This window comes from Actinoplanes octamycinicus, assembly GCF_014205225.1.
Classification (GTDB): domain Bacteria; phylum Actinomycetota; class Actinomycetes; order Mycobacteriales; family Micromonosporaceae; genus Actinoplanes; species Actinoplanes octamycinicus.
The window spans coordinates 704,504-729,555 of record NZ_JACHNB010000001.1 but is presented as its reverse complement, the minus strand read 5'-3'; the positions used below and the strand labels follow the sequence as shown (position 1 = coordinate 729,555).

Sequence of the window (25,052 nt, the reverse complement as noted above, 5' to 3'; positions counted from 1 at the left end):
GGTCCCGGTGCCGGATCGCTGGGCCGTTCCGGGCTGGAGCTGTGGGTCACGGAGACCGTTGCCGGTCCGGGCCGCGGCGCCGCTCCCGGGTTGTCGGCTGGTGCTCAGGGGTGTCTCGGGTACCCCGAGACACCCCTGAGCACCAGCCCGGAACCGCGAGGCGCGCCGTGGCCCGGACCGCATCCCGCCTCGCGGTTCGCCGGGCGGCGCGCTGCGGTCCAGTGCGAGGCGGCGCGGCTTCCGGTGTCGGCCGACCGACCGACCGGGCGGTCGGCCGGGGCGGGCGGCCGGGTGGCCGGACGGTCAGTGCGAGGCGGCGAAGGTCAGGGACAGGGCGGTGGCGGCGACCATGCCGCCGAGCAGGGTGAGGCCGATGCCGCCGACGTCGAGCCGGGCGCGCAGCCGGCGGTGGGCTAGGAAGGCCGCCGCCGGGACGCCCGCCGAGGGCGCCACGATGAAGGCCAGCCAGCCGAGCCCGCGGATCACCGCGCCGGCCCAGATCGCCTCCTGGCCGAACGTGACCAGCCCGGCCGCGACCAGCCCGACCAGCGCCGACGCGGCCGCGCCGAGCAGCGGGAGCAGGGCCAGCGCCCAGCGGGGCAGCGCCCGCCGCCCGCCCGGCCGGACCCGGTCGTCGATCCGGTCGGCGGCCCGGGCCAGCAGCGCCCGCGGGGACTGCCGGCCCGCCCCGGCGGCGTCCCGGTCGGCGATCCCGTCGATCGAGGACGGCCGGCGTTGCAGCGCCACCCGGGGCAGCGCCTCGACCGGGGCCGGTTCCGGCACTTCGCCGAGCGCCCGGACCCGCAGCCCGCGGGCCCGGCGCAGCTGGTCCCAGAGCCGGGCCGCCTCCCGGTCCACGTCCAGCACCTGCGCGGCGGCGGCGCCGGCCCAGCGGTCCGCGGCGAGCGCGTCGTTCTCCGCCCGGGCCAGTTCCCCGGCGGCCCGCGCGGCGTGGTCCTGGTACGCCTGTTCCGCCTGGTCCAGTTCGGCGTCGCGGCGCCGGGTCACGTCGGCCAGGGCACTCACCATCAACTGGTAGTCGCGGCTGGGCGGCTGCCGGTCACGTGTGGTCACTGTTCACCTCGTACGGAATGATCACTTCGGGTGTGCGGTGCACCGAACGGTCGAAGAACAGCGCGCGGCGCGATCGCGGGTACCAGACCGGGCCACCGGGTTGCGGGTAGAGCGGGGCCAGGTCGGCGCCGTGCACGTCGAGCGCCACCCAGGCGCCGATCGGGTCGCACCGGGCGCCGACCCCACCCAGGTCGTCGCGCAGCCGGGCCACCGAGCGCCACCAGCCGAGCACGTGGGTGCGCTGTTCCGGCCCCTCGGTGAGCAGCTTCTTGAGCGCCGGGTCGCGGGCCGCGTCCAGCGCGTAGCCGACCACGTAGTGCGGGATGTCGAGGTGGGCGAGGTCGAAGCGGGCGTCGCTGGTGTCGTACCAGTCGGCCGACGGCAGCTCGGCGAAGAGCCGCGCGGCGGCCGGGCCGGCCGCCGGGTCCAGGCAGATCACGCTGAAGTGCGCCGGACCCTGTGCGGCCAGGCTGAGCGCGGCCGCCGCGAGCACGTCGCAGGCCTCGTCGGCGCGGGTGCCGAGGACCGCCAGGTTGCGCCCGGGCATCCGGCCGAGCCGCAGCCGGGCCGGGTGGGCGGCCACGTCGATCCGCTCGCCGAGCACCGCACCGGGCGACGAGCCGACCGGGGCGTCGGCGGACGGCACCCGTCCGGCCGGGCGCAGCGCGGCCGGCAGCCGGGGCACCGCGTCGCCGTCGAAGAGCCGCGGCTCGGCGCATCCGGCCGGCCGGGTCCGCCAGAGCTTGCGTTGCAGGGTGCGCCAGACGGCCCGGTCGCCGGCGTCGGGCAGCCGGACGATCCGGTTCGCCCCGGACATCCCGGACTCGGTGTTCACCACCGCGTGGAAGCGCGGGATGACCGCGGCGGCCAGGTTGTCGTCGGCCAGGATCCGGCGCGCCTTGGGCAGTGCGATCCGCAGGGTGAACTGGGCGATCAGCCCGGGCCGGCCCCACAGCGCCTGGATCCCGGCCACGTCCTGGCTGGCCAGCACCAGGTGGATGCCTTGCGAGCGGCCCCGCCGGGCGAGGTCCTCGAGCAGGTCGACGGCCTCGTCGGCGACCGCGTCCCGGCCGGCCAGCAACACCTGGAACTCGTCGATCACCGCGACGATCCGCGGCCAGTGCCCGGCCGGGTCCTCGGTGCGCAGCTCGGCCAGCTTGCCGGCGTCGTAGCGTTTCGCCGCCTGGGCCCGGGTGCGCAGCTCCTCGCTCAGGTGCCGGAGCATGGCCAGGCCGAACTCGCGGTCGCCGTTGACGTTGATGCCGGCCAGTCGTACCTGGGGGAGCCAGCTCGGGTCGCGCGGGCCGGGGGCGTACCGGGCGAAGGACACCCCCTCCTTGAAGTCGAGCAGGTAGAGCGCCAGCTCCTCGGGGCCGTACCGGGTGGCCAGCGAGCCCAGCCAGGCGTAGATCAGGTTGGTCTTGCCGGAGCCGGACGGCCCGCCGATCAGCGCGTGCGGCGGGTCGTCGCCGAGCGGCACCTCGACCAGTGTCCCGTCGGTGCTGTCGCCGATCGGTGCGATGAGGCCGTGCACCGAGGACTCGGTCCAGTGCTTGGCCGGCTCCAGGTCGGCCAGGCTGGCCGGGCCGGGCCCGGCGCGCAGCCGCTCGGCGGTGGTCCGGCAGAACGCCGCGATCCGGTCCGGCGGGGGCGGCGGGTCCAGCCGGATCTCCAGGTGACCCAGCGAGTCGCAGGTGGCCAGCTGGTCCCGGTGCACGGTGATCCGCTCCACCGTCGGGTCGTCGTCCAGCTCCAGCCCGCGCACCACCAGGTGTACCCCGCAGGCCACGCCGGTGCGCACGATCCGCCCGAGCTGCGCCCGCTGCCCGGTGGTCATCTCCACCGTGGTGGCCCGGTCGGCGAGCAGCACCACCAGCCGCCACGGTTCCGGGCGCGGGCCGGGCCGGGCGGCGGCCAGCTCGGCCAGCGACGGGTACTGCCCGCCGAGCGACTCGTTCACCCGGCAGATGTGGTCGGCCAGGTCGTCGAGGAGCGAGCCGAGCCCGCCCGGGCCGACGAAGGTGGGGTTCAGCGGCGCGAACGGGGCCAGCGTGCCGCCCAGGTTCTCCGGGTCGTAGACGGTCAGCTGCACGTCGCCCGGCCGGGTGCTGCCCAGCGCCCGCAGCAGCACCCCGGTGATCAGGTCGTCGACCTGCGGGGACGGTCCGGAGACGTGCAGGTGCACGGCGTCCAGCAGCGGGATCAGGCCGGGCAGCGCGGCGGTCTCCTCGAAGGTGATCGCGCCGATCCGGAGCAGGCCGGGCCGGGCGCCGGGGTCCGGCTCGCTGGGCGACCAGAGCCGCCAGGGCGCCCCGGCCGCGCCGGTGGCGCTGGACGTGGCCAGGCCGCGCAGGTGCCCGGCGAGCTGGGTGGCCTCGCTGCGGAACCGCCGCTGGATGTCGTCGCGGGCGGCCTCCCGGGCGGCGGCGAGCTGGGTCAGGCAGGTGGCGTACGCGTCCCGGACCAGCCGACGCCGCCCCTGCGCCTCGCCGCGCGCCGACTCGGCGGCGGCCAGCACCGCCCGAGCGGAGCCGCGAGCCTCGGCCAGTTCCTGCCGAACCGCGGCGACCAGCGCGTTCCGGTTGCTACCCACGCCACCCCCCGGACTCCATGTGGGGGGATTTTAGCCATTTTCCAGCATTAAGACGGATTAGCCATTGCGTGTCGTGATCTGTAGTCAGAAAGGGCTTCCCACAGCTGCGCCGCCACGATCATCGCGGCCTCCCGGTGCCACTGCCGCATGGTGTCCCGCGGCACGTTCCGCCGGAACCAGTCGACCGCCATCCGGGCCTCCCGGCTCAGCCCGTCGAGCCGCTGCCGCCGGGAGTACGGGTTCAGCCCGAGCACCCCGACGAACTGCAGCGTGTTGTAGTACCGCCACTCCTCGGTGGTGCCGAACGGCCCGTCCGGCCGCAGCGCCGACACCGCCTCGCGCAGCACCGCCCGCAGCTCGCGGGCCCGGGCCCGGGGCTGGTCGTCGCCGCGCCCGGCGATCCGCCGGGCCACCACCGGCAGGTCGGTCAGCGGGCTGCGGGACAGCCGGTTCAGATCGTTGAAGTCGGCCAGCGCCCGGCGGGTCAGCCGGAGGAACTCCGGCTCGCCGATCTCGGTCAGCCGGCGCCGCTCCCGGCGGCGCAGCAGCGCGTCCGCGTTCACGAACAGCGCCGCCCGGTCGTTGCGCAGCCGGCTGTCGCCGGCCAGCGCCACCCGGTCCAGCATCCGGCTCAGCCGCCCGGTCAGCCCGGCCACCGCCGAGGCCGCCGCGACCACCACGAACTGCAGCACCACCACGGTGCTGTCGCGGTCCGCCGCGTAGATGGTCAGGGTGGCCGGGAGGCCGACCAGCAGCAGGATGCCGACCGCCGCGGCCAGCGACCGGCGCAGGTCCGGCCGGAGCCGCTCGCCGCCGGCCACCGCGTGCGCCACCGCGACCAGGTAGCCGAAGACCAGCAGGTCCACCGCGCCGGCGGCGAGCGCCGGGCCCGGCCCGCCGGCGTCCACCGGGACCAGCAGCACGGCCAGGCTCGCCGCGTAGAGCCCGGCCATCAGGGTCAGCGCCGGCGGCAGCGAGCGCGGCACCACCTCGGCGCGCACCCGCCAGAGCAGGATCAGCGCGCCGGCCAGCGGGGTCAGCCCGACCAGCTTGCCGGCCCCGGGCAGCGCGACCACCAGCACCTGGAAAGTGACGCCGAGGGCCAGCGCGCCCATGTCCACCGGGCGCCGGTCGGCCGGGGACAGCGGCAGCAGGGCCACCACGGTGCCGGCCCAGGCCAGGGCCGGCAGGCAGATCAGGATGTCCGCGGTCCGCTCACCGGGGGCGACGGTCCAGGCGACCAGACCGGCCGCGTACGCGACCAGCGCCGCGGCCGCCCAGCGCAGCGCCGGCCGCCCCGGATCCCGGCCGAGCAGATAACCGGCGAGCCACCAGCAGAGGGCGAAGAGGGGTACGGCGAGCGCGGGCACCCGGAGAGTCAACCAAACAGGCGACGCGTTTCGACACCCGTAAGTTTCGCTTCCCGGCGACGTTTGCGACGGCGGACCACCCAGACGGTGGCCCAGACCATCACCGCCAGGCCGATCAGCACCAGGAACGGCATCAGGATGGCCAGCACCGACATGGCGACGCTGCCCAGATCCTCGGCGGTGCTGGCCACCGGGGCGCCGAAACCGGCCGTGGTGACGTTGACCACCGGGCGGGCGGCCGCCTTGACCCCGTGCACGCCGAGCGCGATCAGCATGCCGGTGACCACCGGCACCCACTGGTGCGAGGTGAAGAACGAGCCCGGGTCGGTGACGGTCACCGTCTGCGAGGCGGAGCCGGCGCCGAAGGCCAGGCCGCCGGCGGTCGGCCGGACGACGGTCTGCACCACGTCGTTCACGTGGTCGACCATCGGCACCTTGTCGGCGACCACCTCGATGGCGAGCAGGATCGCCAGGATCGTCAGGGTCCAGCCGTTGGCCAGCCACGACCAGCTGGACGGCAGGTCGATCGCGCCGGTGAACCGGGCCAGCAGGCCCATGGTCAGCAGGGGGATGTACGCATTCAGGCCGGCGGATGCCGCCAGACCCGTGCCGGTCAATGCTTCGAACACGATGCCAGCATGGCACCGGCACGCTCGTCCCGCTCCCCGAGCGAGGCCGCACCGTCCGGTAGTGTCGCCGGGTGCGTCTGGTCATCGCGAAATGCTCGGTCGATTACGTCGGGCGGTTGTCCGCCCACCTCCCGCTCGCCACGCGGCTGCTCATGGTCAAGGCCGACGGCTCGGTGTCGATCCACGCCGACGACCGTGCCTACAAGCCGCTGAACTGGATGAGTCCGCCCTGCAAGCTGCAGGAGTCGGAGGGCGTCTGGAAGGTGGTGAACAAGGCCGGCGAGGAGCTGCGGATCACCCTGGCGGAGGTCTTCCAGGATTATTCGTACGAGCTGGGCGTCGACCCCGGCCTGCAGAAGGACGGCGTCGAGGCGCACCTGCAGGAGTTGCTCGCCGAGCACCCGGAGACGTTCGGCGAGGGGCACACCCTGGTCCGCCGTGAGTTCATGACCGCGATCGGCCCGGTCGACCTGCTGCTCAAGGACGCCGAGGGCGCCTCGGTGGCGGTCGAGGTGAAGCGGCGCGGCGAGATCGACGGCGTCGAGCAGCTCACCCGGTACCTCGAACTGATGAACCGGGACCCGCTGCTCGCCCCGGTCAAGGGCGTCTTCGCGGCCCAGGAGATCAAGCCGCAGGCCCGGGTGCTGGCCGCCGACCGCGGTATCCGCTGCGTGGTCGTCGACTACGACAAGCTGCGCGGCATGGAGCGCGACGAGCTGACCCTGTTCTAGCCGGCACTGTTAGGGCTTCAGGTCGACGCGGTCCGGGTCGGTGGTGGCGACCAGGTAGCCGCGGGTGCCGATCAGCGCCAGCGCGTACTGGAAGACGATCAGCGTCAGGCTCAGCGGGTCGCCGACGATCAGCCCCACCACCGTCGGGACCGCCAGGATCAGCGCGTCCGGGCCGGCGAAGGCGTGCACCAGCGGCCCGGTCGACACCGTCCCCATCGGGGTGTCCAGCGGCAGCAGGTCGTTGCGGACGAAACCGGACCGCGCACGGCGCACCGCCGCGACCCCGCCGGCGATCCCGAGCGGCACGCTGAGCAGCCACCACTGGCCGTCTGGCAGATGCCCGGTGAGCTGCAGCAGAAGCAGGGCGGCCAGCGACCAGAGGAAGGCCAGCACACCCGGGATCCACAGCCGCTGCAACAGCGCCTGCCGGGAGGTGAGCCCGAGCAGCCGGGACAGCACCGGGTTGCCGGAGTCGGTGTTGACCGTGGCGGTCGTGGTGCCGCCGGCGGCCATCGCGCCGAGCGGCAGCGCGACCGCGGTGACCCAGGCCGGCGCCCCGGTGAGCAGCAGCGGCACCGGGGTGGCGGCGAGCAGCCAGAGCAGGCGGGGCAGCCGGCGCCGGGCCAGCAGGAAGTCCTGCCCGGTCAGCACCGGCAGCCGGGCCGGCGGGCGGGCCGAGGTCAGCCGCCGGTTCGCCCAGTAGCGCCGCTCCACCATGTCGGTCAGGAAGCTCGGTTCCACCCCGAACGCGCTGTCGAAGAGGGTTCCGGTGAGCTTCGCGGCGTCCAGGACGCGATCGGCCGGGGTCAGAGCCAGCTTCCGTACGATCACCGCGGTCCCCGCCGCGACCGCCACCGCGAGCCCGGCGGCGACCGTGAGCAGCGCCGGCCTCGACGGCCACCCGCGCAGCGGGGCCGAGTCGAGCCCGCCGGCGGCGTCGGCCACCAGCAGCGCCAGCCCGGCCAGCACGGCGAGCCCGGCCAGCCGGTCGGCGACCGTGGCCCACCGCCGCGCCCGCTGCGCCACCACGGTGACCAGCAGCAACCCGATGCCGAGCAGCGCCCCGCCCAGGATGATCGCCGGCGCCCGGTCGTGCGGCGCGGCGTGCCCGGCGATCGCGGTGGCCAGCAGCGCGGCCGCGACGGCCACCCCGGCGCCGGCCAGGCGCAGCGACGGCAACAGCAGCCGGCGGCGGCTGACCGGGGCGGTGAGCAGGAAGTACGCCGCGGGGCGGCCGAGCGTGACCGGGCCGATCGCGCGCAACGCCAGGGTGAGGAACCCGGCGCCGAGCAGCGCCAGCGCGAGCGCGGGCAGCGCGCCCAGGTCGGCGGCCGGCGGCCAGAAGATCGTGGCCAGCTGCCGGTGCAGCATCGCGCCGAGCACCGCGACCAGCAGCACCGCGACGTAGAGGTTGCCGAGCGTCGCGCCGCGCTCCCGATGGGACACCTGACGCTGGTGGATCCACCGGCGGACCGGGCGCAGCGGGACGAGAACGGTCATCGGTGCAGCGACTCCATCGTGGTGAGTTCCGCACCGGAGGCCACCGCGAACTTGTCGTCGTGGCTGGCCATCAGCAGCGACCCGCCGGTCGACAGGTAGTCGGCGAGCAACTCGGCGACCAGCACCCGCCCGTCCGGGTCCAGTCGCTGCTCCGGCTCGTCCAGGATCAGCAGCGAACTCGGCCGGAGCAGCACCATGGCCAGGGTGAGCCGCTGCTTCTGGCCGGACGAGAGCGACGGCGGGATGGCGTCCGCGTGCCCGGCCAGGCCGAACCGCTCCAGCGCCGCGTCCACCCCGGCCTCGTCCGGGTCCTGCCCGTGCGCGCGGCAGATCAGCTCGGCGTGCTCCCGGGTGGTCAGCCCCGGGTACCAGGTCGGCGGCTCGACCGTGGTGACCACCGCGGCCCAGAACGCCGGGCCGCCGCCGGCCGTGCCGCCGAACACCCGGATCCGGCCGGCGTCCGGCCGCTGCAGGCCGCTGACGCAGCGCAGCAGGGTGGACTTGCCGATGCCGTTCTCCCCGGTCACGCAGACACCCGCGCCGGCCGGAACGGTCAGCTCGACACCGGCCAGCACCGGTGTCGAGCCGTAGCTCACCGTGAGATCACTTACCTCAACCGCGGGGTGGTCGGCCACCCCGACAGCCTAGGGCTTGCTTTTCCTGTGCGTCGGAGCGAGGCCGCGGTCAGGGCTTGCGGCCGTAGAGCAGGCGCAGGGCCTTGACGATCTGCTGCACCTGGGCCGGGGTGCGCTCGAAGGTCATCGCCGGGAGCAGCGATTTCGCCCGGCGTACGGTGATCGCCTTGGCCCGGGCGAACTCGCGCAGCCCGTCCTCACCGTGGATCCGCCCGAAGCCGGACTCGCCGACCCCGCCGAACGGCAGGTTGCCCATCCCGACGAAGGTCAGCGTGCCGTTCACCGCGACCATGCCGGAGCGCAGCCGCCGGGCGATCCGGACCGCGTTCTTCTTGCCGAAGACCGAGCCGCCCAGTCCGTACGGGGTGTCGTTGGCCTTCTGCACGGCCTCGTCGGCGTCGCGCACCTTGGTGATGGTCAGCGTCGGCCCGAAGGTCTCCTCGCGGATCTCCGAGGAGTCCGCCGGCACGTCGACCAGCACGGTCGGCGCCACGTAGGGCGCCTGCACCGCCTCGGCGCCGCCGAGCACCGCCCGGCCGCCCTTGGCCAGCGCGTCCTCGATGTGGTCGCGGATGATGTCCAGCTGTTTCGGCATGGTGATCGGGCCGATCTCCTCGCCGGTGCGCAGCTTCCCGGCCTTCTCCACCACCGCCTCGACGAACCGGTCGTAGACCGGGGCGACCGCGTAGACCCGCTCGATGCCGATGCAGGTCTGCCCGGCGTTGGTCATCGCGCCCCAGACCGCCGCCTCGGCGGCCGCCTTGACGTCCGCGTCGGCGTCCACGATCAGCGCGTCCTTGCCGCCCGCCTCGATCACCACCGGCACCAGGTTCTCCGCGCAGGCGGCCATCACCTTCTTGCCGGTGGCGGTGGAGCCGGTGAAGCTGACCTTGCCGACCCCGGCGCGGCACAGCGCGCCGCCGACGTCGCCCAGCCCGTGCACCGCCTGCAGCACCGGGTGCTCCGGGACGACCTCGGCGAACGAGTCGACCAGCCACTGGCCGACCACCGGGGTGTACTCACTCGGCTTGAAGACGACCGCGTTGCCGGCCGCCAGGGCGCCGGAGATCGGGCCGATCGGGGTGACGATCGGGTAGTTCCACGGGCCGATCACGCCGACCACGCCGTACGGCTGGTACTCCAGGTGGCCGACGTGCTCGGCGAGCAGCATGCGGGTGCGCATCCGGCGCGGGCCGAGCACCCGCTTGGCGTGCTTGGCGGCCCAGTCCAGGTGCTCGACGGCCGCGGTCACCTCGATGATGCCGTCGTTGATCGGTTTGCCGCTCTCCCGCTGGGTGAGCTCGGCCAGCTCCTGGATCCGCTCGACGAGCAGGGTGCGCCAGCGCAGCAGCCGGACCTTGCGGCCCTCCCAGCCGAGGCTCTGCCACCAGGCGGCAGCCGCCTGGGCCCGCTCGACCGCGGCGACCACCGCTTTCTCGTCGGCGGCGGGCACCCGGCCCGCTTCCGCGCCGGTGGCCGGGTTCGTCGAGATCAGCTGGCCGTCCTCGATCACGGGCAGGCCGGGAACGTGAGTCGCCGTCATGTCCGGAGTCTAGGCCGAATGTTACCGATGAGTCACTACGTACTCTTAACCTTGTGAGCCCCCGCCGCAACCGCCCCCACCGTCCCCCGGCCGACGACGAGCTGCCGCGGGACCGTCCGGGCATCACCGAGCAGCGCGTCCAGCAGTGGCGGGACGGTGACTGGATGGTGCGCAACATCTTCGGCGCGGCGGCCGCGAAGGTCTACCGGTGCCCCGGCTGCATGCAGGACATCCGGCCCGGCGTCGCGCACGTGGTGGCCTGGCCGGCCGACGATCTCGGCGACGGCGCCGACCGCCGGCACTGGCACACCGGGTGCTGGCGCGCCCGTGACCGCCGCGGCCCCGGGGTGGAGCGCTCGCGGAACGCCCCGCGCTATGGGTGATGATCGGGGTATGACGAACCAGATCCGTGCCAACTCGATCCTCCCCGCGAAGAGGGAGGACATCGAGCTGCACACCGCCGACGGCGTCACCCTGGTCGGTGAGCTGGCCGTGCCGCTGGACCGCCCGCCGGTGGCCACCCTCGTCTGCCTGCACCCGCTGCCCACCCACGGCGGGATGATGGACAGCCACGTCTACCGCAAGGCGGCCTGGCGGCTGCCCGCGCTGGCCGGCCTGGCCGTGCTGCGGTTCAACACCCGGGGCACCAGCAGCGTCCGGGGCACCAGCGGCGGCGCCTTCGCGGCCGGCGTCGACGAGCGCTACGACGTGGCCGCCGCCATCGAGTACGCGGAGTTCGCCGACCTGCCGGACATCTGGCTGCTCGGCTGGTCCTTCGGCACCGACCTCACCCTGATGTACGGCCTCGACCCGGCGGTGACCGGCGCCGTCCTGCTCTCCCCGCCGCTGCGCTTCTCCCGCCCGGAACACCTGGCCGCCTGGGCCGCCGACGGCAAGCCGGTGACCGCCCTGATCCCGGAGTTCGACGACTACCTGCGCCCGGCCGAGGCGGCCGAGCGGTTCGCCGCGATCCCGCAGGCCGAGGTGGTCCCGATGCCGGGCGCCAAGCACCTCTGGGTCGGCGACGCGGAGAAGGTGCTGGACGAGGTGGTCCGCCGGGTCGCCCCGGGCGTGCCGACCCCGTTGCCGCGTACCTGGGACGGTCCGATGGAGACCGGCGACATGAACGCCTACGCCGACCGCACGGTGGCCGCCTTCGCCGACGTCGACGTCCCGAAACCCCTCCGGGACTGACCCCCGCGCGTATCGCAGGGTCTAACGCTGGTCCATGCTGGGGACCAGGACCTCGCGCATGATCAGCTGGACGGCGGCGACCATCGGGATCGCCACCAGCGCGCCGACCACGCCGAAGAGGGCCACGCCGAGCAGCGCGGCGACCACCGCGGCCACGTCGCTGACCTTGACCGAGCGGCGCATCACGTTCGGATAGATCAGGTAGTTCTCGATCTGCTGGTAGATGATGAAGAAGACGATGCAGACGATGCCGTCCGGGACCGAGGAGGCCAGCCCGACCAGGCTGACGATCACCGCGCCGATGGTGGCGCCGATCTGCGGGATCAGGTCGCAGACCGCGACCACCACGGCCAGGGCGAACGGGTAGGGCAGGTCGAGCAGCATGGCCAGCACGAAGGTGCTCAGCCCGGCCAGGATGGCGATCGAGATGGCGCCCACCATGTAGGCGCCGACCTTGGTCAGGATCTCGTCGGTGAGCAGCCGCACCCGGTCCCGCCGGGACGACGGGACCAGCGAGTAACCGGCCTCCTTGAGCTTGTCGAAGGAGGCCATGAAGTAGATCGTCAGCACCAGCACGGTGAGGACGTTGAAGATCGTCCCGAAGATCAGCTTGGCGCCGCCGACCACCCCGCCCACCGCGCCGCCGATGGTGCCCGCGTTCACCGCGCTCTGCACCTTGTTCACGATGTCGTAGCGCTGCACCAGGTCGTTGACCGTCTCGCTGCGGCGCAGGTTCTCGATCGTGTCGGGCGCGTTGTTGATCAGCTCGGTGGTCTGCGTGACCAGCGGCGGGATCAGTGCGATGATCCCGCCGGCCAGCAGACCCACCACGGTCAGCGAGACGATGGTCACGGCCAGGCCGCGGGGGACACCCCAGCCGCGCAGCCGGACCACCGCCGGGTTCAGCCCGATCGCCAGGAACAGCGCGATGAAGATCAGGACGAGGATCGAGGCGGCGTTACGGACGCCGAGGAACAGCGCGTACGCCACGATCACGCCCAGCCCGAAGAGAAAGCCGAACAGGAACGGACTGCGCCGGTTCAGCGGGCGGCCGGGTGCGCCGAAGCGGCGGGCCTCGTCGAGACTGTCGTCCTCGGGAGCGGGTGCGTCCACCGGCTCCTCGACGGGTTCCGATGACATGCGGGACCTCCACAACGGACGGGAGTGTCCGGAGGCTATCAACCGGCCGCCAGCCGGTCACTACTCCGCGTCGGCCGGCACCCGGCTCGCCTGTGGGACCGTCACCTTGGCCGAGGCGGTCACCTTGGCGGGCGGCTCGGCTTTCACCGGCGGGTCGGCCTTGACCGGTGGCTCGGCCTTCACCGGAGCTTCCGCGGTCGCGGTGACCCTGACCGGCGGCTCCGCCTTGCCGTCCTGCTCCGGCTCGTCGGGGGAGGCGGCGGCGGCCAGCACCGCGGCGGCGGCCAGCTCGGCCACCCGTTTCGCCTCCTGCTGCACCTGGCGGCGGACGTCGGCGGCGTGCCGCTCGGCGGCCTCCCCGGCCCGTTTCGCCTCGGCGACCCGCTGCAGCTCGGCCTCGAGCTGCTTGGTGGCCTCGGCCAGCCGCTGCTCGACCCGCTCGGTCTCCCGCTCGCCGGCCAGCGCCTGCTCCTGCGCGGCGGCCAGCCGCCGCTCGGCCTCGGCCACCTTGTCCTGGGCGGCCTCCAGCTGCCGGCCGGCCTGCGCGATCTTCTCCTGCTGGGCGGCCATCTCCTTGCGGGTGGCGGTGGCCTGCTCGTCCGAGCGGCGGAGCACCTCCTCCGCGTACTTGTCGGCCTCGCTGCGCAGGTCGGCGCACTGTTTCTCGACACCGGCCCGCATCTGGCCGAGCTCCTCGATCACCGCGTGCCGGCGCAGCGCCAGCTCGTGCTCGACGGCGGCCTTGAGGTCGGCGTGCTCCCGGTCGGCCTCGGCGCGCCGGGTGGTGATCTCCTGGTTGGTCTTCTCCCGCAGCGCTTTCAGCTCCTGCTCGGCCTGCACCCGGGTGGACTGCACGTAGCCGTCCACCTCGGCGCGGGCCCGCTGGCTGTCCTGGGCGGCGGTGTCGGCCAGGTGCTGCGCCTCGGCCCGGGCCCGGGCCAGCAGGGCCTCGCTCTCGCTGCGGATCTGCTCGGCGGCCTGCCGGGCGGCGGCGACGGCCTTCTCCCCGGCGGCCCGCTTGGCGGCGTCCGCCTTCTCCTCCTCGGCGCGGCGGGCGGCCAGAGCCACCTCGAAGTCCCGGACCGCGTCGTGCGCGTGCGCCTCGGCCTCGGCCCGGATCCGCTCCGCCTCGGCGAGCCGGCCGGCGATGTCGTCGGTGGCCGACGCCTTGATCGCCTCGGCCTGCTCCTCGGCGAGCGCCAGGATCTGCTCGACCCGCGGGCCCAGGTGCCGGAACGAGACCTCGCCGACCACTCCGGAGTTGCGCCGGGTCTGGGTGATCTCCTGCTGCAGCCGCTCGATCTGCGCGGCCATCGCCTGGATCTGCGAATACGCCTGCTCCCGCTCGGCGGCCAGCGCGGCGATCTCGTTCTCCGCGCGGGCGACATACCGCTCGACCTGCTTGCGCTCATACCCCCGGAGGGCGGTCTCGAAGCTGGGCTCGGTGGCCGAGTCTCCGCCAAGGCCGAAGATTTCACCGCCGTGCGACATGCTCTCCATCCTCACATACGCACAGTCCTGCAGCGTGTCGATACACACCGGGCTGGGTGGGACTGCGCGGGTAGTAGCGAATTGTCCGACCGGGTCCGCGTGCAACCCAGGCTACGCGCCAAAACGAGTCAGGCCGTCCCGGAGAAACTCCGGTACGGCCTGAGTCACACAAAGCCAAACCGGCCCGGTCCACCGTCGCGCACTCCCGAGGAGTCCGCAACCGGAGGGACCGGGCGGTGCGGGTTACGAGTTGGTCTTGGCGGCGACCGGCTCCTCGCCGGCCTCGGCGTCCTCCTGCGCGGCCGGCTCGCCGGCCGGCTTCTCCGCCTGCTTCTCCGCCGCCGGGGCGGCCTGGGCGGCCTGGGCCACGGCTGCCGGAGCGGCCGCGCCGACGCCCGGCACCAGGCCGGACAGGCCGGACAGCATCTGCCCGAGCTGGTTGGTGACCGCGTCCTTCTGCCGGGTGAGGTCCTCGACCTCGCGGCGGGCCGCCTGGGTGGTCAGCTCGGCCTCGGTGCGCGCCTCGCTGAGCAGCCGGTTGGACTCGGCGCGGGCCTCCGAGACGGTCTTCTCGGCGAGCGCCCGAGCTTTCTCCACGGTCTCCGCGGAGGTGCGCTCCGACTCGACCCGGCGGCTCTCGGCGCGCTGCTCGATCTCCTTGGCCCGGTCCTCCGCGGCGCGGGCCCGCTCCTCGGCCTCGGCCACCATCTTCTGGGTGGCGGCGACCTGGGCGGCGTGCCGCTGCGACTCCTCGGCCTCGGCCTTCTCCCGGCGCTCGGCGATCTCCAGGGCCAGCGCCTGGAGGTCCTTGTCCCGCTTGTCCCGGGCGTCGCTGAGCATCTTGGTGGCCTCGGCGCGCTTCTCCTCGGCCTCCCGGCCGGCTTTCGCCCGGGCCTGGGTGATCTCCCGCTCGGCGGTGGCGCGCAGCGAGGAGACCTCGCGCTCCACGGTCGACTTGAGCTCGGCCACCTCGTGCGCGGTGACCGTCCGCAACTGCTTGGTCTCCCGGTCGGCGTCCGAGCGCAGCGTGTCGGCCTCGCGCCGGGCCTGCACCCGGGTCTCGGCCGCCTCCCGCTCGGCGTGCGTGCGCACCTGACCGGCCTCGCGCTCGGCGGTCGCCTTCATCGCGGCGGCCTCGGCCCGCGCCTTGTCGGTGATCTCCCGGGCCTCCAGCCGAGCCGCGGAGAGGATGCCCTCACTCTCCCGCTTGGCCTCGCTCCGGTGATCGTTCGCCTGTTCCTCGGCGAGCCGCAGGATCTGCTCGACCCGGGTGCCCAGCCCGGAGAGCGTCGGCCGATTGTTCTCCTCCAGCAGCTTGTTGCTGTCGGCGAGTTTCTGCTCCAGCACGTTCAGCCGCTGCTCCGACTGGCGGAGCCGGCGCTGGGCGTCGTTCATCCGCTGTTCGGCCTCACCACGGGCCTGGACGGCCTGGTTGAGGGCGGCGAGCAGGCGGCCGATGTGTCCGTCGACCTGCTGACGATCGTAACCACGAAGAACGACGGTGAAGTCGTGCTGGGAATTCGCGGTGTCGAAGAAGTCCATGGACTGATCCTGCTGCTGGGGCATTGCGCCATCCTGGCGAGAAGGGGGCGGGGATGCAAGGGCCGGGTGGCCGTGGAACCCCAATGTAGATCAGCTTTGACCTGGAGCGGAGGCGGGTGCCGACCCGTTCGGGCGACGGCGGTCACTCCCCGGCGGGGCCGGTGTCGTCCCGTCGCCACCTGCTGACTCGGGGTTTCAGATGATCGGCACCCCGCCGAGGGGATCGTCGGCCCTGCTCAATGGCACCGATCCTGCCAGCCGGCCGGCCCGTCGTCAGGCTGATTCACCCGACCGGTGTACCGGTTCGGCCGGCTCCACCAACTCGACGAGCACCCCGCCCGCGTCCTTCGGGTGGACGAAGTTGATCCGTGACCCGGCGGTGCCCCGTTTCGGGCTGTCGTAGAGCAGCCGCATGCCGCAGGCCCGCAGCGCGTCCGCGGCGGCCTCCACGTCGGCCACCGTATAAGCCAGTTGCTGCAGCCCGGGTCCGCTGCGGTCGAGGAACTTGGCGATCGCCGAGTCCGGCCGGGCCGGGGCGAGCAACTGGATCCGGGGGCCGGTGTCGTCGCCGACCCCGAGCATCGCCTCCCGGACACCCTGTTCGTCATTGGTCTCTTGGTGCACACACCGTAAACCGAGGTTTTCCTGGTAGAACCGGATCGCCTCGTCCAAGTCCGGCACGGCGATGCCGACATGGTCGATCCGGAGCAATCGGACGCCGGAGAATGTGACATTTTCCGGATGGGTGGCACTCGATGTGTGGTCTGTCATGACGTTAGTCTCTGACCTGACCCATCGTTAAGGCTGCCCGGGTACCCGCTCCGTACCCAGCCGTCGCAGATCGGACATACCGTGACCAGCTCCGTGATCGTCAGTGGCGCCCGTACCCCGATGGGGCGCCTGCTGGGCAACCTCCGGCACCTGCCCGCCACCGCCCTCGGCGGGCACGCCATCGCCGCCGCCCTGGCCCGCGGCGGTGTCTCCCCCGACCAGGTGCAGTACGTCATCATGGGCCAGGTGCTGCAGGCCGGCTGCGGGCAGATCCCGGCCCGCCAGGCGGCCGTCGCGGCCGGCATCCCGATGACCACCCCGGCGCTCACCATCAACAAGGTGTGTCTCTCCGGGCTGGACGCGATCGCGCTGGCCGACCAGCTGATCCGGGCCGGCGAGTGCGAGATCGTGGTGGCCGGCGGCATGGAGTCGATGACCAACGCCCCGCACCTGATCAACCAGCGGCAGGGCACCAAGTTCGGCGACGTCACGGTCCGCGACCACATGGCGCTGGACGGGCTCACCGACCCGTGGGCCGGCGTCTCGATGGGCGAGTCCACCGAGCTCAGCGGCGCCGGGCTGAACATCACCCGGGCCGAGCAGGACGAGTGGGGCGCGCTCAGCCACCGGCGGGCGGCCGCCGCGCAGGCCGAGGGCCGGTTCGCCGAGGAGATCGCGCCGCTGCCGTCCGGGGACAAGAAAGCCGAGACGCTGATCGACACCGACGAGGGCGTCCGGCCCGGCACCACCGGCGAGTCGCTGGCCAAGCTGCGCCCGGCGTTCACCGCGGACGGCACGATCACCGCGGCCACCGCCTCGCCGATCTCCGACGGCGCCGCCGCGGTCGTGGTGATGAGCCGGGCCAAGGCTGAGGAGCTGGGTCTGACCTGGCTCGCCGAGATCACCGCGCACGGCAACGTGGCCGGCCCGGACAGCTCGCTGCAGTCCCAGCCGGCGAACGCGATCAAGCACGCGCTGGAGAAGGCCCGGCTGATCGTCGAGGACCTCGACCTGGTCGAGATCAACGAGGCGTTCGCCCAGGTGGTCATCCAGTCGATGCGCGAGCTCAAGGTCGACCAGGACAAGGTGAACGTCAACGGTGGCGCGATCGCCCTCGGCCACCCGATCGGGATGTCCGGCGCCCGGCTGGTGCTCACCCTGGCCCTGGAGCTGAAGCGCCGCGGCGGCGGGACCGGTGCGGCGGGTCTCTGCGGCGGTGGCGGTCAGGGCGACGCTCTGATCATTAAAGTGTCGTCGTGACCCACTGCGACCTCACCCGGCCCGGCACCGGAGGGCCGGCATGAGCCGACCCCGCGATGTGCCCTCCCTGGTCAGCAAGGCCCGGGAGGGCGACCCGCGGTCGGTGGCCCGGCTGATCAGCCTGGTGGAGAACGGCGACCCGGCGCTGCCCGAGGTCGCCGCCGCGATGGCGCCCTACGCCGGCCGGGCCCAGGTGGTCGGGCTGACCGGCGCCCCCGGCGTGGGCAAATCGACCACCACGAACGAGCTGGTCCGGGCGCTGCGCCAGGCCGGCCACCGGGTCGGAGTGCTGGCCGTCGACCCGTCCAGCCCGTTCACCGGCGGCGCCATCCTGGGCGACCGGGTGCGCATGCAGGAGCACACCGCCGACCCGGGCGTGTACATCCGCTCGATGTCCAGTCGCGGACAGCTCGGCGGTCTCTCCGCGGCCACCCCGCAGGCCGTCCGGGTCCTCGAGGGCGCCGGCTGCGACGTGGTGCTGGTCGAGACGGTCGGCGTCGGGCAGGCCGAGGTGGAGATCGCCTCGCTCGCCGACACCACGCTGGTGCTGCTCGCCCCGGGCATGGGCGACGCGATCCAGGCGGTCAAGGCCGGCGTGCTGGAGATTGCCGACGTCTTCGTGATCAACAAGGCGGACCGCCCGGGCGCGGACAACACCTACCGCGACATCCAGGGCATGCTGGCGCTCGGCGAGCGCGGCGCCGGCGAGTGGCGGCCGCAGGTGGTCCGCGCGGTCGCGGTCAAGGGCGAGGGCGTCGACGAGGTGGTCGCCGCGATCGAGAAGCACCGCCACTGGATGGAGGCGAACGGCGAGCTGCGGTCCCGCCGCGAACGCCGCGCCGAGGCGGAGATCTCCGCGCTGGCCCTGGGCACGCTGCGGGCCCGGATGGGCGACCTGCGCGGGGGGACGGCGCTGGCCGACCTGGCCGCCCGGGTGGCGGACGGGGCGCTCGACCCCTATGCCGCGGCGGATGAGCTGCTCGCCGGGTTGGACGCGGGCGCCGCCCGCTGACGTCTCGGCTGTCCGCCCCGTTCTGGTGTTCGAGGCGCGCCTGCCCGCTGGGCGTTTCGGCTGTCCGCCGTTGTGGTGTGTGCGAAGGGCGCCTGCCCGCTAATGTTTCGGCCGTCCACCGGTTCTGGTCTGTTCGAAGGGCGCGCCCGCTGACGCCTCGGCTGTCCGCAATCCTGGTCTGTTCGAACCGCGCGCCCGCTGACGGCTCGGCTGTCCGCAATTCTGGTTCGTCCGAAGCGCGCGCCCGCTGAGGCCTCGGCTGTCCGCAATCCTGGTCTGTCCGAAGCGCGCGCCCGCTGTCCACAATCCTGCTCTGTCCACAGGGCGCCCGCCCGCATCTCGCCATTCGGCCACACTGCTCAGCGGGTGGTGGCCCCCTGGGTGGGCGGGCTGGGCCAGTGGGCGGGCTGGGTCGGTTGGCACCGACGGTCCTGTTCCCCGCCGTGTGATCGCGGGCTGGGCCGGTTGGCGGGCTGGGCCAGGTGGCGGGCCGGGCGAATTTGGCCGGCCGGGGGAGTTGGCGGGCTGAGCGGATCTAACCAGCCGGGCGAATCTTGCGGGTCCTTATCCAGCCGGCCGGGCGAATCTTTTGGGCCGGGCCGGGCCGGGCCGGGTCGGCTCGGGGCGGCGGGTCAGGGGAACCGGGCGAGGGTCTCCTGGATCAGGGTCAGGTCCCAGGTCAGCGTGCCGTCGTCCAGATCGCGGACGACCCCGCGCAACCAGTCCAGCTCGGCGCGGAGCAGGGCGGCCCGGTATTCGTCCTCGAGCAGGAACAGCCGGGGCAGGCCAGGCGGGGCCTGCGCCTCGATCGCCGCGAGTCGTTCGGTGACCGCGTCGATCCGGCGGTCCAGCAGGTGCCGGGTCTCCGGTGGGGTGAGCATGGCCAGGAAGGCGAGCGCCACCGGGAACTCGGGGAACTCCCGGGCCGGCGCCGGCAGCATCTCCAGCAGCCAGCGGCGGAGGGTCGCGCTGCCCTCCTCGGTGATCTCGTAGACGGTCCGCTCCGGCCGCCCGGCTTCCCGGGTGGTCTCACCGGCGCGCGCCAGTCCCTCCCGGACCAGCCGGTCGAGGGCCTGGTAGACGCTGTTGCGCTGGGCCACGTTGACCAGTTGGTCCTGACCGCGCTCCTTGATCACCTGCTGCATCCGGTACGGGTGCATCGGCGCTTCCACCAGCAGCGCCAGCAGCAGCATCGCAAGTGGGGAGCGCTTCATGCCAAGCAGCCTACGATCCCTTGACGTACCGTAGTCATTGTATGGATAGTCATTTTATGACTAACACAGCTGCCGTGATCGGGGGTGGCATCGCCGGCACCGCGGCGGCCATCGCCCTGCGTCACGCCGGGTTCGACCCGGTGATCCACGAGCGTCACGAGCGCAGCGTCGCCGACGAGCGCGGCGCGTTCCTCACCGTCGCGGTGAACGGGCTGGCCGCGCTCCGTTCGCTCGGCTTGTCCCCGGAGAAGGTGCTGGCCAAGGGCTTTCCGACGCCGGCCATGGCGCTGCGCGGCGCGTCCGGGCGGGTGCTCGCCGAGATGTCGCTGGGCCGGGAGGCGTCCGGCCCGGGGACGCTGACCATCCGGCGCTCCGACCTCTACGCCGCGATGCGTGACGAGGCCGAGGCACGCGGCATCCCGGTGGTCTACGGCGCCGCGCTGACCCGGGCGGTGTCCGGGCCGGACGGGGCCGGCGCGGAGTTCGCCGACGGCCGTCGGGTGCGTGCCGACCTGCTCGTCGGCGCCGACGGGCTGCGGTCGCGCACCCGGCGGTCCCTGGATCCGGGCGCGCCCGCGCCGCACTACCTCGGGCTGCTCAACGCCGGCGGGTTCACCGCCGGGCCGGTCGAGCCGCGGCTGGCGCCGCCGCCCGGCGTGATGCAGATGGCCTTCGGCCGGCGGGCGTTCTTCGGCTGGGCGACCGCGCCGGACGGGTCGGTCTGGTGGTTCGCCAACCCGCCGAGCAAGCGGCCGGTCGAGCCCGGCGCGTTCACCGCCGAGACCTGGAAGGCGCACCTGATCGAGCTGTTCGAGGGCGATCCGTCGTCGCCGGCCGCCGAGTTGATCCGGCTCAGCGACGAGGTGGTCGGGCCGTGGAACACCGAGGACATGGGCCCGGTACGGGTCTGGCACGACGACCGGATCGTGCTGGTCGGGGATGCCGCGCACGCGATGGCGCCGACCTCCGGGCAGGGTGCCTCGCAGGCACTGGAGGACGCCGTGGTGCTCGGTCACAGCCTGCGGGGCCGGGTGCCGATCGGGGCGGGGCTGACGGCGTACGAGAAAGCTCGTCGTCCCCGGGTGGAGAAGGTGGCGGCGCACGGGCGGCGGGGCAACAGCAGCAAGGTGCAGGGTCCGGTCGGGGCGGCGATCCGGGACGCGATGATGCCGCTGGTCTTCCGGCTGCTGCAGCGCAAGGGCGATCCGCAGGCCTGGATCTTCGAGCACCGGCTGCCCCCGCTGCCGGCCGGGACCTGAGCGGCGACCCCGGCAGCGTGGCGGGCGCTGCCGGGGCCGGTGGGGATGGAAAGGGTTCCCACCCGGACTCTTCCCGCTCCGGTTACCTGGCGGTAGTGGGGAAAACCCTTGTCCTGTTGTCCATCGCGACCTTAGTAATCGTTCAGTTGTGCCTCTAAGATGGGGCGCATGGACGCAGCCGACATCGAGGCCGGCCGTGAGCGCTGGCAGCGCCGCTACGACGCCGCCCGCAAGCGGGACGCCGACTTCACCACGCTTTCCGGCAACCAGGTGGAGCCGGTCTACGGCCCACCGGCCGGGGCCACCCACCCCGGTTTCGAGCGGATCGGCTGGCCCGGCGAGTTCCCCTACACGCGCGGGCTCTACCCGACCGGTTACCGGGGGCGGACCTGGACGATCCGGCAGTTCGCCGGGTTCGGCAACGCGCGGCAGACCAACGAGCGCTACAAGATGATCCTGGCGGCCGGCGGCGGCGGGCTCAGCGTCGCCTTCGACATGCCGACCCTGATGGGCCGCGACTCGGACGACGCGCAGGCGCTCGGTGAGGTCGGGCACTGCGGGGTGGCGATCGACTCGGCGGCCGACATGGACGTGCTGTTCGACGGGATCCCGCTGCAGGACGTGACGACCAGCATGACCATCTCCGGTCCGGCCGTCCCGATCTTCGTGATGTACCTGGTGGCCGCCGAGCGGCAGGGCGCCGACCTGAGCAAGCTGGACGGCACGCTGCAGACCGACATCTTCAAGGAGTACATCGCGCAGAAGGAGTGGCTCTTCGCCCCGGAGCCGCACCTGCGCCTGATCGGCGACCTGATGGAGTACTGCGCGCGGGAGATCCCGAAGTACAAGCCGCTGTCGGTCAGCGGCTACCACATCCGCGAGGCCGGGGCGACCGCCGCGCAGGAGTTGGCGTACACGCTGGCCGACGGCTTCGGCTACGTCGAGCTGGGGCTGTCCCGCGGGCTCGACGTCAACCAGTTCGCGCCCGGGCTGAGCTTCTTCTTCGACTCGCACATCGACTTCTTCGAGGAGATCGCCAAGTTCCGCGCGGCGCGCCGGATCTGGGCCCGGCACCTGCGCGACGACTACGGGGCGACCAGCGAGAAAGCGTTGTGGCTGAAGTTCCACACGCAGACCGCCGGGGTCTCGCTGACCGCCCAGCAGCCGGTGAACAACGTGGTGCGCACCGCGGTCGAGGCGCTCGCCGCGGTCCTCGGCGGCACCAACTCGCTGCACACCAACGCGCTGGACGAGACGCTGGCGCTGCCCACCGACGAGTCCGCCGAGATCGCGCTGCGCACCCAGCAGGTGCTGATGGAGGAGACCGGGGTGGTCAATGTGGCCGACCCGCTCGGCGGCTCGTGGTACGTGGAGGCGCTCACCGACCGGATCGAGGCGGAGGCCGAGGAGATCTTCGAGCGGATCCGCGGGCTCGGGCACGACGGCAGCATCACCGCCGGGATTCTGCGCGGCATCGAGGACGGCTGGTTCACCGCGCACATCGCCGAGGCCGCGTTCGCGTACCAGCAGGCCCTGGAGAAGAACGAGAAGCGGATCGTCGGCGTCAACGCGCACACCGGCACGGTCGCCAAGGAGCTGGAGATCCTCCGGGTCTCCCACGAGGTCGAGGTGGAGCAGCGGCGGGTGCTCGGCGCGCGCCGGGCCGAGCGCGACGAGGGGCGGGTGAAGAGCGCCCTGGAGGAGCTGGTCGCGGTGTCCCGGACCTCGGCGAACATGATCCCGGCGATGCTCGAGGCGGCCCGCGCCGAGGCGACGCTCGGCGAGATCTGTGACGCCTTGCGGGGCGAGTGGGGCGTCTACCGGGAGCCGGCCCGCTTCTGACCGTCGTGGAGGGTCCGCGGGGTCGCTCTGTGACGTCCGATATCGGCCGCCCGGCGGCGGCGCGAACAGGCCGGACAGCGTGCGAGACTAGGTAACCATGAGCGACCCACGGACCACTCCGTCGATCTTCACCCGCGGCGCGGTCGATCTCAGCGCGCTGCGTACCCCGGCGCCGGCCAAGCCGGCCGCGCCGAGCCGTCCCGCCGCCTCCGACGGCGCCCCGAGCGGTGCCGTGCCGAGCACCCTCCCGGGCCTCGCCCCGGAGACGATCATCGATGTCACCGAGGCCGATTTCCAGACCACCGTGCTGGAGCGGTCGCTCGACACCCCGGTGATCCTCGACTTCTGGGCCGACTGGTGCGGGCCGTGCAAGCAGCTCTCCCCGGTGCTGGAGAAACTCGCCGTCGAGGGCCAGGGCGCGTGGGTGCTCGGCCGGGTCGATGTGGACGCCAACCCGCGGCTCGCCCAGGCGTTCCGGGTGCAGGGCATCCCGATGGTGCTCGCGGTGATCGGCGGGCAGCCGGTCGAGGGCTTCACCGGCGTGCTGCCCGAGGTCCAGATCAAGCAGTACATCGACGCGGTGCTCAAGGCGGCCGGGGTGAGCACGGCCGGTGCCGCGCCGGAGGACCCGCGGCTGGACGCGGCCGACGACGCGCTGATGGTGGGCGACCTGGACGCGGCCGAGGCGGCGTACAAGAAGATTCTCGCCGAGTCGCCGGCCGACGCGGCCGCCGAGGCCGGGCTGGCCCAGGTCGAGCTGTACCGGCGGATCAACGGGCAGGACCCGGCGTCGATCCTGGCCCGGGCCGAGGCCGATCCGGCCGACCTGGAGGCGCAGCGGCTGGCCGCCGACGTCGAGGTGCTCAGCGGCCAGGCCGAGCAGGCCTACGCGCGGCTGGTCACGCTGGTCAAGCGGACCAGCGGCGAGGAGCGGGACGCGGTGCGCAAGCACCTGCTGTCGCTGTTCGCGGTGGCCGGTCCGGACGACCCGGCCGTGGCCGGCGCGCGGCGTGCCCTGGCCAGCGCACTCTTCTAGCCCACACAGTTATCGAGGAAGCGGGAGGGCGTCGTGCGACGCATCGCCGTTCTGGACGCGCCGTCCAATCTCGGCCTGCGCCCGCCGACCGCGACGTCGGTGCCGGGCTGTGCCAAGGCGCCCGGCGCCCTCCGCGACCACGGTCTGCTGACCCGGCTCGGCGCCCGGGACGCCGGCTGCCTCACCCCGCCGCGCTACGACCCGGGTGACTGGCGGCCCGGCGACGGCGTCGCGCACGCCCCGGAGATCGCGGCGTACTCGCGCGCGCTCGCCGACCGGATCGGCGCGATCATCGACGGCGGCGAGTTCCCGGTGATCCTGGGCGGCGACTGCTCGATCCTGATCGGTTCCGGGCTGGCCATGCACCGGCTCGGCGAGGCGGTCGGCGGCCGGATCGGGCTGGTCTTCGTGGACGGTCACTCGGACTTCCGGCACCCCGGGAACGCGTCCTATGTCGGCGCCGCCGCGGGTGAGGACCTGGCCCTGGTCACCGGCCGCGGGCAGGCCGACCTGGCGGCGATCGAGAGCCGCCGGCCGTACTTCCGGGATGTCGACGTGGTGGTGCTCGGCATCCGCGCCCAGGACGAATACCGGCTCGATCTGCAGGCCGCCGGGATCGTGACCCGCCCGGTGCCGATGCTGCGGGCCGAGGGGGCGGCGCGCAGCGCGCAGTGGGCCCGCGACCAACTCGTCGACTGCGCCGGCTACTGGGTGCACGTGGACGTCGACGTGCTCGACCCGGCGGTGATGCCGGCGGTGGACGCGCCGGACCCCGGGGGCATCGCCTTCCCGGAGCTGGAGCTGCTGCTCACCGGGCTGGTCGAGTCGCCGCACTGCCTGGGCGTGGAGATCACCGTCTTCGACCCGGACTACGACCCGGACGGGCGGTACGCGGGGGAGATCACCTCGGCGGTGGTGAGCGGGCTGGCGCCGGTGCGCACGGTGACGCCCCGACCGGATCTGATCGCCGCCCGCCGGGATCTGGCGCGTCCGTCGGGACCCGGCGCCGTGCCGGCCGAGCCCGAGGTGCCGGCCGAGCCCGCGGTGCTGCCCGAGCCCGAGGAGCTCGTGAGCAGCGGGGACACCCCCGAGCCCGGGGAGCGGGCCGAGGAACCCGGAGCCGCGTTCGAGACGGTCGGCGAGGAGCCGCTCGACGAAGAGCCGCTCCACGAAGAGCAGCTCCATGAAGAGCCGCTCCACGAAGAGGCGGTCGGCG

20 protein-coding genes and 1 pseudogene are annotated in these 25,052 nt (G+C 73.4%); 9 read left to right on the top strand and 12 right to left on the bottom strand.

The annotated features are described in order from the left end of the window. Positions 1-303 precede the first annotated feature (303 nt). Genes BJY16_RS03075 through BJY16_RS03060 form a run of 4 tightly spaced genes read right to left on the bottom strand, consistent with a single transcriptional unit; the run spans position 304 to position 5,666 of the window. Positions 304-1,074 (bottom strand): hypothetical protein, encoded by a 771-nt coding sequence (locus BJY16_RS03075; protein WP_185037610.1) that lies wholly within the window; start codon positions 1,072-1,074, stop codon positions 304-306. After that, entirely contained in the window at positions 1,061-3,667 is a 2,607-nt protein-coding gene (locus tag BJY16_RS03070; RefSeq protein WP_185037609.1) for an FtsK/SpoIIIE domain-containing protein, read from the bottom strand. Before BJY16_RS03070 ends, BJY16_RS03075 begins: the two co-directional genes overlap by 14 nt. A gap of 47 nt (positions 3,668-3,714) precedes the next feature. Continuing rightward, the gene (locus tag BJY16_RS03065; protein WP_185037608.1) at positions 3,715-5,049 is read right to left on the bottom strand and encodes a hypothetical protein; all 1,335 of its coding nucleotides are present in this window, start codon (positions 5,047-5,049) and stop codon (positions 3,715-3,717) included. Then, complete coding sequence (locus BJY16_RS03060; protein ID WP_185037607.1) at positions 5,046-5,666, bottom strand: DUF4126 domain-containing protein; 621 nt, start codon at positions 5,664-5,666, stop codon at positions 5,046-5,048. Before BJY16_RS03060 ends, BJY16_RS03065 begins: the two co-directional genes overlap by 4 nt. Positions 5,667-5,737: 71 nt before the next feature. Here BJY16_RS03060 and nucS point away from each other — a divergent pair, with 71 nt between their 5' ends. Beyond that, the gene (gene nucS, locus BJY16_RS03055; protein WP_185037606.1) at positions 5,738-6,397 is read left to right on the top strand and encodes an endonuclease NucS; all 660 of its coding nucleotides are present in this window, start codon (positions 5,738-5,740) and stop codon (positions 6,395-6,397) included. A 9-nt stretch (positions 6,398-6,406) separates the two neighbouring features. Here the strand turns inward: nucS and BJY16_RS03050 are convergent, their stop codons facing one another. From BJY16_RS03050 to BJY16_RS03040, 3 genes are read right to left on the bottom strand one after another with little or no spacing between them, the layout of a single operon-like run. Then, a complete protein-coding gene (locus tag BJY16_RS03050; RefSeq protein ID WP_185037605.1) occupies positions 6,407-7,897 on the bottom strand; it encodes a DUF6297 family protein in 1,491 nt (496 codons plus the stop codon). Continuing rightward, on the bottom strand, positions 7,894-8,532 hold the full coding sequence (locus BJY16_RS03045) for an ABC transporter ATP-binding protein (protein ID WP_185037604.1): 639 nt from the start codon (positions 8,530-8,532) through the stop codon (positions 7,894-7,896). Before BJY16_RS03045 ends, BJY16_RS03050 begins: the two co-directional genes overlap by 4 nt. Before the next feature lie 49 nt (positions 8,533-8,581). Beyond that, positions 8,582-10,075: an aldehyde dehydrogenase family protein gene (locus BJY16_RS03040; protein ID WP_185037603.1), complete on the bottom strand. Its 1,494-nt coding sequence runs from the start codon at positions 10,073-10,075 to the stop codon at positions 8,582-8,584. A 53-nt stretch (positions 10,076-10,128) separates the two neighbouring features. On the opposite strand from BJY16_RS03040, the gene BJY16_RS03035 reads away from it, so the two are divergent. Next, complete coding sequence (locus tag BJY16_RS03035; RefSeq protein ID WP_185037602.1) at positions 10,129-10,458, top strand: Rv1322 family protein; 330 nt, start codon at positions 10,129-10,131, stop codon at positions 10,456-10,458. Between the two features lie 10 nt (positions 10,459-10,468). Continuing rightward, positions 10,469-11,269 (top strand): alpha/beta hydrolase, encoded by an 801-nt coding sequence (locus tag BJY16_RS03030; protein ID WP_185037601.1) that lies wholly within the window; start codon positions 10,469-10,471, stop codon positions 11,267-11,269. A 21-nt stretch (positions 11,270-11,290) separates the two neighbouring features. Here BJY16_RS03030 and BJY16_RS03025 read toward each other — a convergent pair whose 3' ends face one another. The 4 genes from BJY16_RS03025 to mce all read right to left on the bottom strand — a co-directional run bounded on the left by BJY16_RS03025 (position 11,291) and on the right by mce (position 16,213). Then, positions 11,291-12,409 carry an AI-2E family transporter gene (locus tag BJY16_RS03025; RefSeq protein ID WP_185037600.1) on the bottom strand — a complete coding sequence of 373 codons (1,119 nt, stop codon included), beginning with the start codon at positions 12,407-12,409 and terminating at the stop codon, positions 11,291-11,293. 60 nt (positions 12,410-12,469) lie between these two features. After that, positions 12,470-13,900 carry a Laminin subunit beta-1 gene (locus BJY16_RS03020; protein ID WP_185037599.1) on the bottom strand — a complete coding sequence of 477 codons (1,431 nt, stop codon included), beginning with the start codon at positions 13,898-13,900 and terminating at the stop codon, positions 12,470-12,472. A gap of 243 nt (positions 13,901-14,143) precedes the next feature. Continuing rightward, a complete protein-coding gene (locus BJY16_RS03015; RefSeq protein WP_185037598.1) occupies positions 14,144-15,466 on the bottom strand; it encodes a coiled-coil domain-containing protein in 1,323 nt (440 codons plus the stop codon). Positions 15,467-15,715: 249 nt separating this feature from the next. Then, positions 15,716-16,213 carry a methylmalonyl-CoA epimerase gene (gene mce / locus BJY16_RS03010; RefSeq protein WP_185037597.1) on the bottom strand — a complete coding sequence of 166 codons (498 nt, stop codon included), beginning with the start codon at positions 16,211-16,213 and terminating at the stop codon, positions 15,716-15,718. Positions 16,214-16,294: 81 nt separating this feature from the next. On the opposite strand from mce, the gene BJY16_RS03005 reads away from it, so the two are divergent. Continuing rightward, positions 16,295-17,473 carry an acetyl-CoA C-acetyltransferase gene (locus BJY16_RS03005; RefSeq protein WP_185037596.1) on the top strand — a complete coding sequence of 393 codons (1,179 nt, stop codon included), beginning with the start codon at positions 16,295-16,297 and terminating at the stop codon, positions 17,471-17,473. 40 nt (positions 17,474-17,513) lie between these two features. After that, positions 17,514-18,485 carry a methylmalonyl Co-A mutase-associated GTPase MeaB gene (gene meaB / locus BJY16_RS03000; RefSeq protein WP_185037595.1) on the top strand — a complete coding sequence of 324 codons (972 nt, stop codon included), beginning with the start codon at positions 17,514-17,516 and terminating at the stop codon, positions 18,483-18,485. A 632-nt stretch (positions 18,486-19,117) separates the two neighbouring features. Here the strand turns inward: meaB and BJY16_RS02995 are convergent. Further along, positions 19,118-19,699 carry a PadR family transcriptional regulator gene (locus BJY16_RS02995; RefSeq protein ID WP_185037594.1) on the bottom strand — a complete coding sequence of 194 codons (582 nt, stop codon included), beginning with the start codon at positions 19,697-19,699 and terminating at the stop codon, positions 19,118-19,120. Positions 19,700-19,755: 56 nt separating this feature from the next. Here BJY16_RS02995 and BJY16_RS02990 point away from each other — a divergent pair, with 56 nt between their 5' ends. From BJY16_RS02990 to BJY16_RS02975, 4 genes and pseudogenes are all read left to right on the top strand, one after another. Continuing rightward, the gene (locus tag BJY16_RS02990) at positions 19,756-20,958 is read left to right on the top strand and encodes an FAD-dependent oxidoreductase (protein ID WP_239177883.1); all 1,203 of its coding nucleotides are present in this window, start codon (positions 19,756-19,758) and stop codon (positions 20,956-20,958) included. Between the two features lie 168 nt (positions 20,959-21,126). Further along, complete coding sequence (gene icmA, locus BJY16_RS02985; RefSeq protein WP_185037592.1) at positions 21,127-22,800, top strand: coenzyme B12-dependent isobutyryl-CoA mutase large subunit; 1,674 nt, start codon at positions 21,127-21,129, stop codon at positions 22,798-22,800. Between the two features lie 97 nt (positions 22,801-22,897). After that, complete coding sequence (locus BJY16_RS02980) at positions 22,898-23,836, top strand: tetratricopeptide repeat protein (RefSeq protein ID WP_185037591.1); 939 nt, start codon at positions 22,898-22,900, stop codon at positions 23,834-23,836. A gap of 33 nt (positions 23,837-23,869) precedes the next feature. Next, a pseudogene (locus tag BJY16_RS02975) lies at positions 23,870-24,985 on the top strand (arginase family protein); the annotation flags it as partial. Between the last annotated feature and the right edge of the window lie 67 nt (positions 24,986-25,052).

What these genes read in the sequence shown, in the direction of transcription:
- BJY16_RS03050 (WP_185037605.1), bottom strand. Translation starts at nt 7,897, where the DNA reads ATGACCGTTCTCGTCCCGCTGCGCCCGGTCCGCCGGTGGATCCACCAG.
- BJY16_RS03040 (WP_185037603.1), bottom strand. Translation starts at nt 10,075, where the DNA reads ATGACGGCGACTCACGTTCCCGGCCTGCCCGTGATCGAGGACGGCCAG.
- BJY16_RS03030 (WP_185037601.1), top strand. Translation starts at nt 10,469, where the DNA reads ATGACGAACCAGATCCGTGCCAACTCGATCCTCCCCGCGAAGAGGGAG.
- BJY16_RS03025 (WP_185037600.1), bottom strand. Translation starts at nt 12,409, where the DNA reads ATGTCATCGGAACCCGTCGAGGAGCCGGTGGACGCACCCGCTCCCGAG.
- BJY16_RS03020 (WP_185037599.1), bottom strand. Translation starts at nt 13,900, where the DNA reads ATGTCGCACGGCGGTGAAATCTTCGGCCTTGGCGGAGACTCGGCCACC.
- BJY16_RS03015 (WP_185037598.1), bottom strand. Translation starts at nt 15,466, where the DNA reads ATGCCCCAGCAGCAGGATCAGTCCATGGACTTCTTCGACACCGCGAAT.
- mce (WP_185037597.1), bottom strand. Translation starts at nt 16,213, where the DNA reads ATGACAGACCACACATCGAGTGCCACCCATCCGGAAAATGTCACATTC.
- meaB (WP_185037595.1), top strand. Translation starts at nt 17,514, where the DNA reads ATGAGCCGACCCCGCGATGTGCCCTCCCTGGTCAGCAAGGCCCGGGAG.
- BJY16_RS02995 (WP_185037594.1), bottom strand. Translation starts at nt 19,699, where the DNA reads ATGAAGCGCTCCCCACTTGCGATGCTGCTGCTGGCGCTGCTGGTGGAA.
- BJY16_RS02990 (WP_239177883.1), top strand. Translation starts at nt 19,756, where the DNA reads ATGACTAACACAGCTGCCGTGATCGGGGGTGGCATCGCCGGCACCGCG.
- icmA (WP_185037592.1), top strand. Translation starts at nt 21,127, where the DNA reads ATGGACGCAGCCGACATCGAGGCCGGCCGTGAGCGCTGGCAGCGCCGC.
- BJY16_RS02980 (WP_185037591.1), top strand. Translation starts at nt 22,898, where the DNA reads ATGAGCGACCCACGGACCACTCCGTCGATCTTCACCCGCGGCGCGGTC.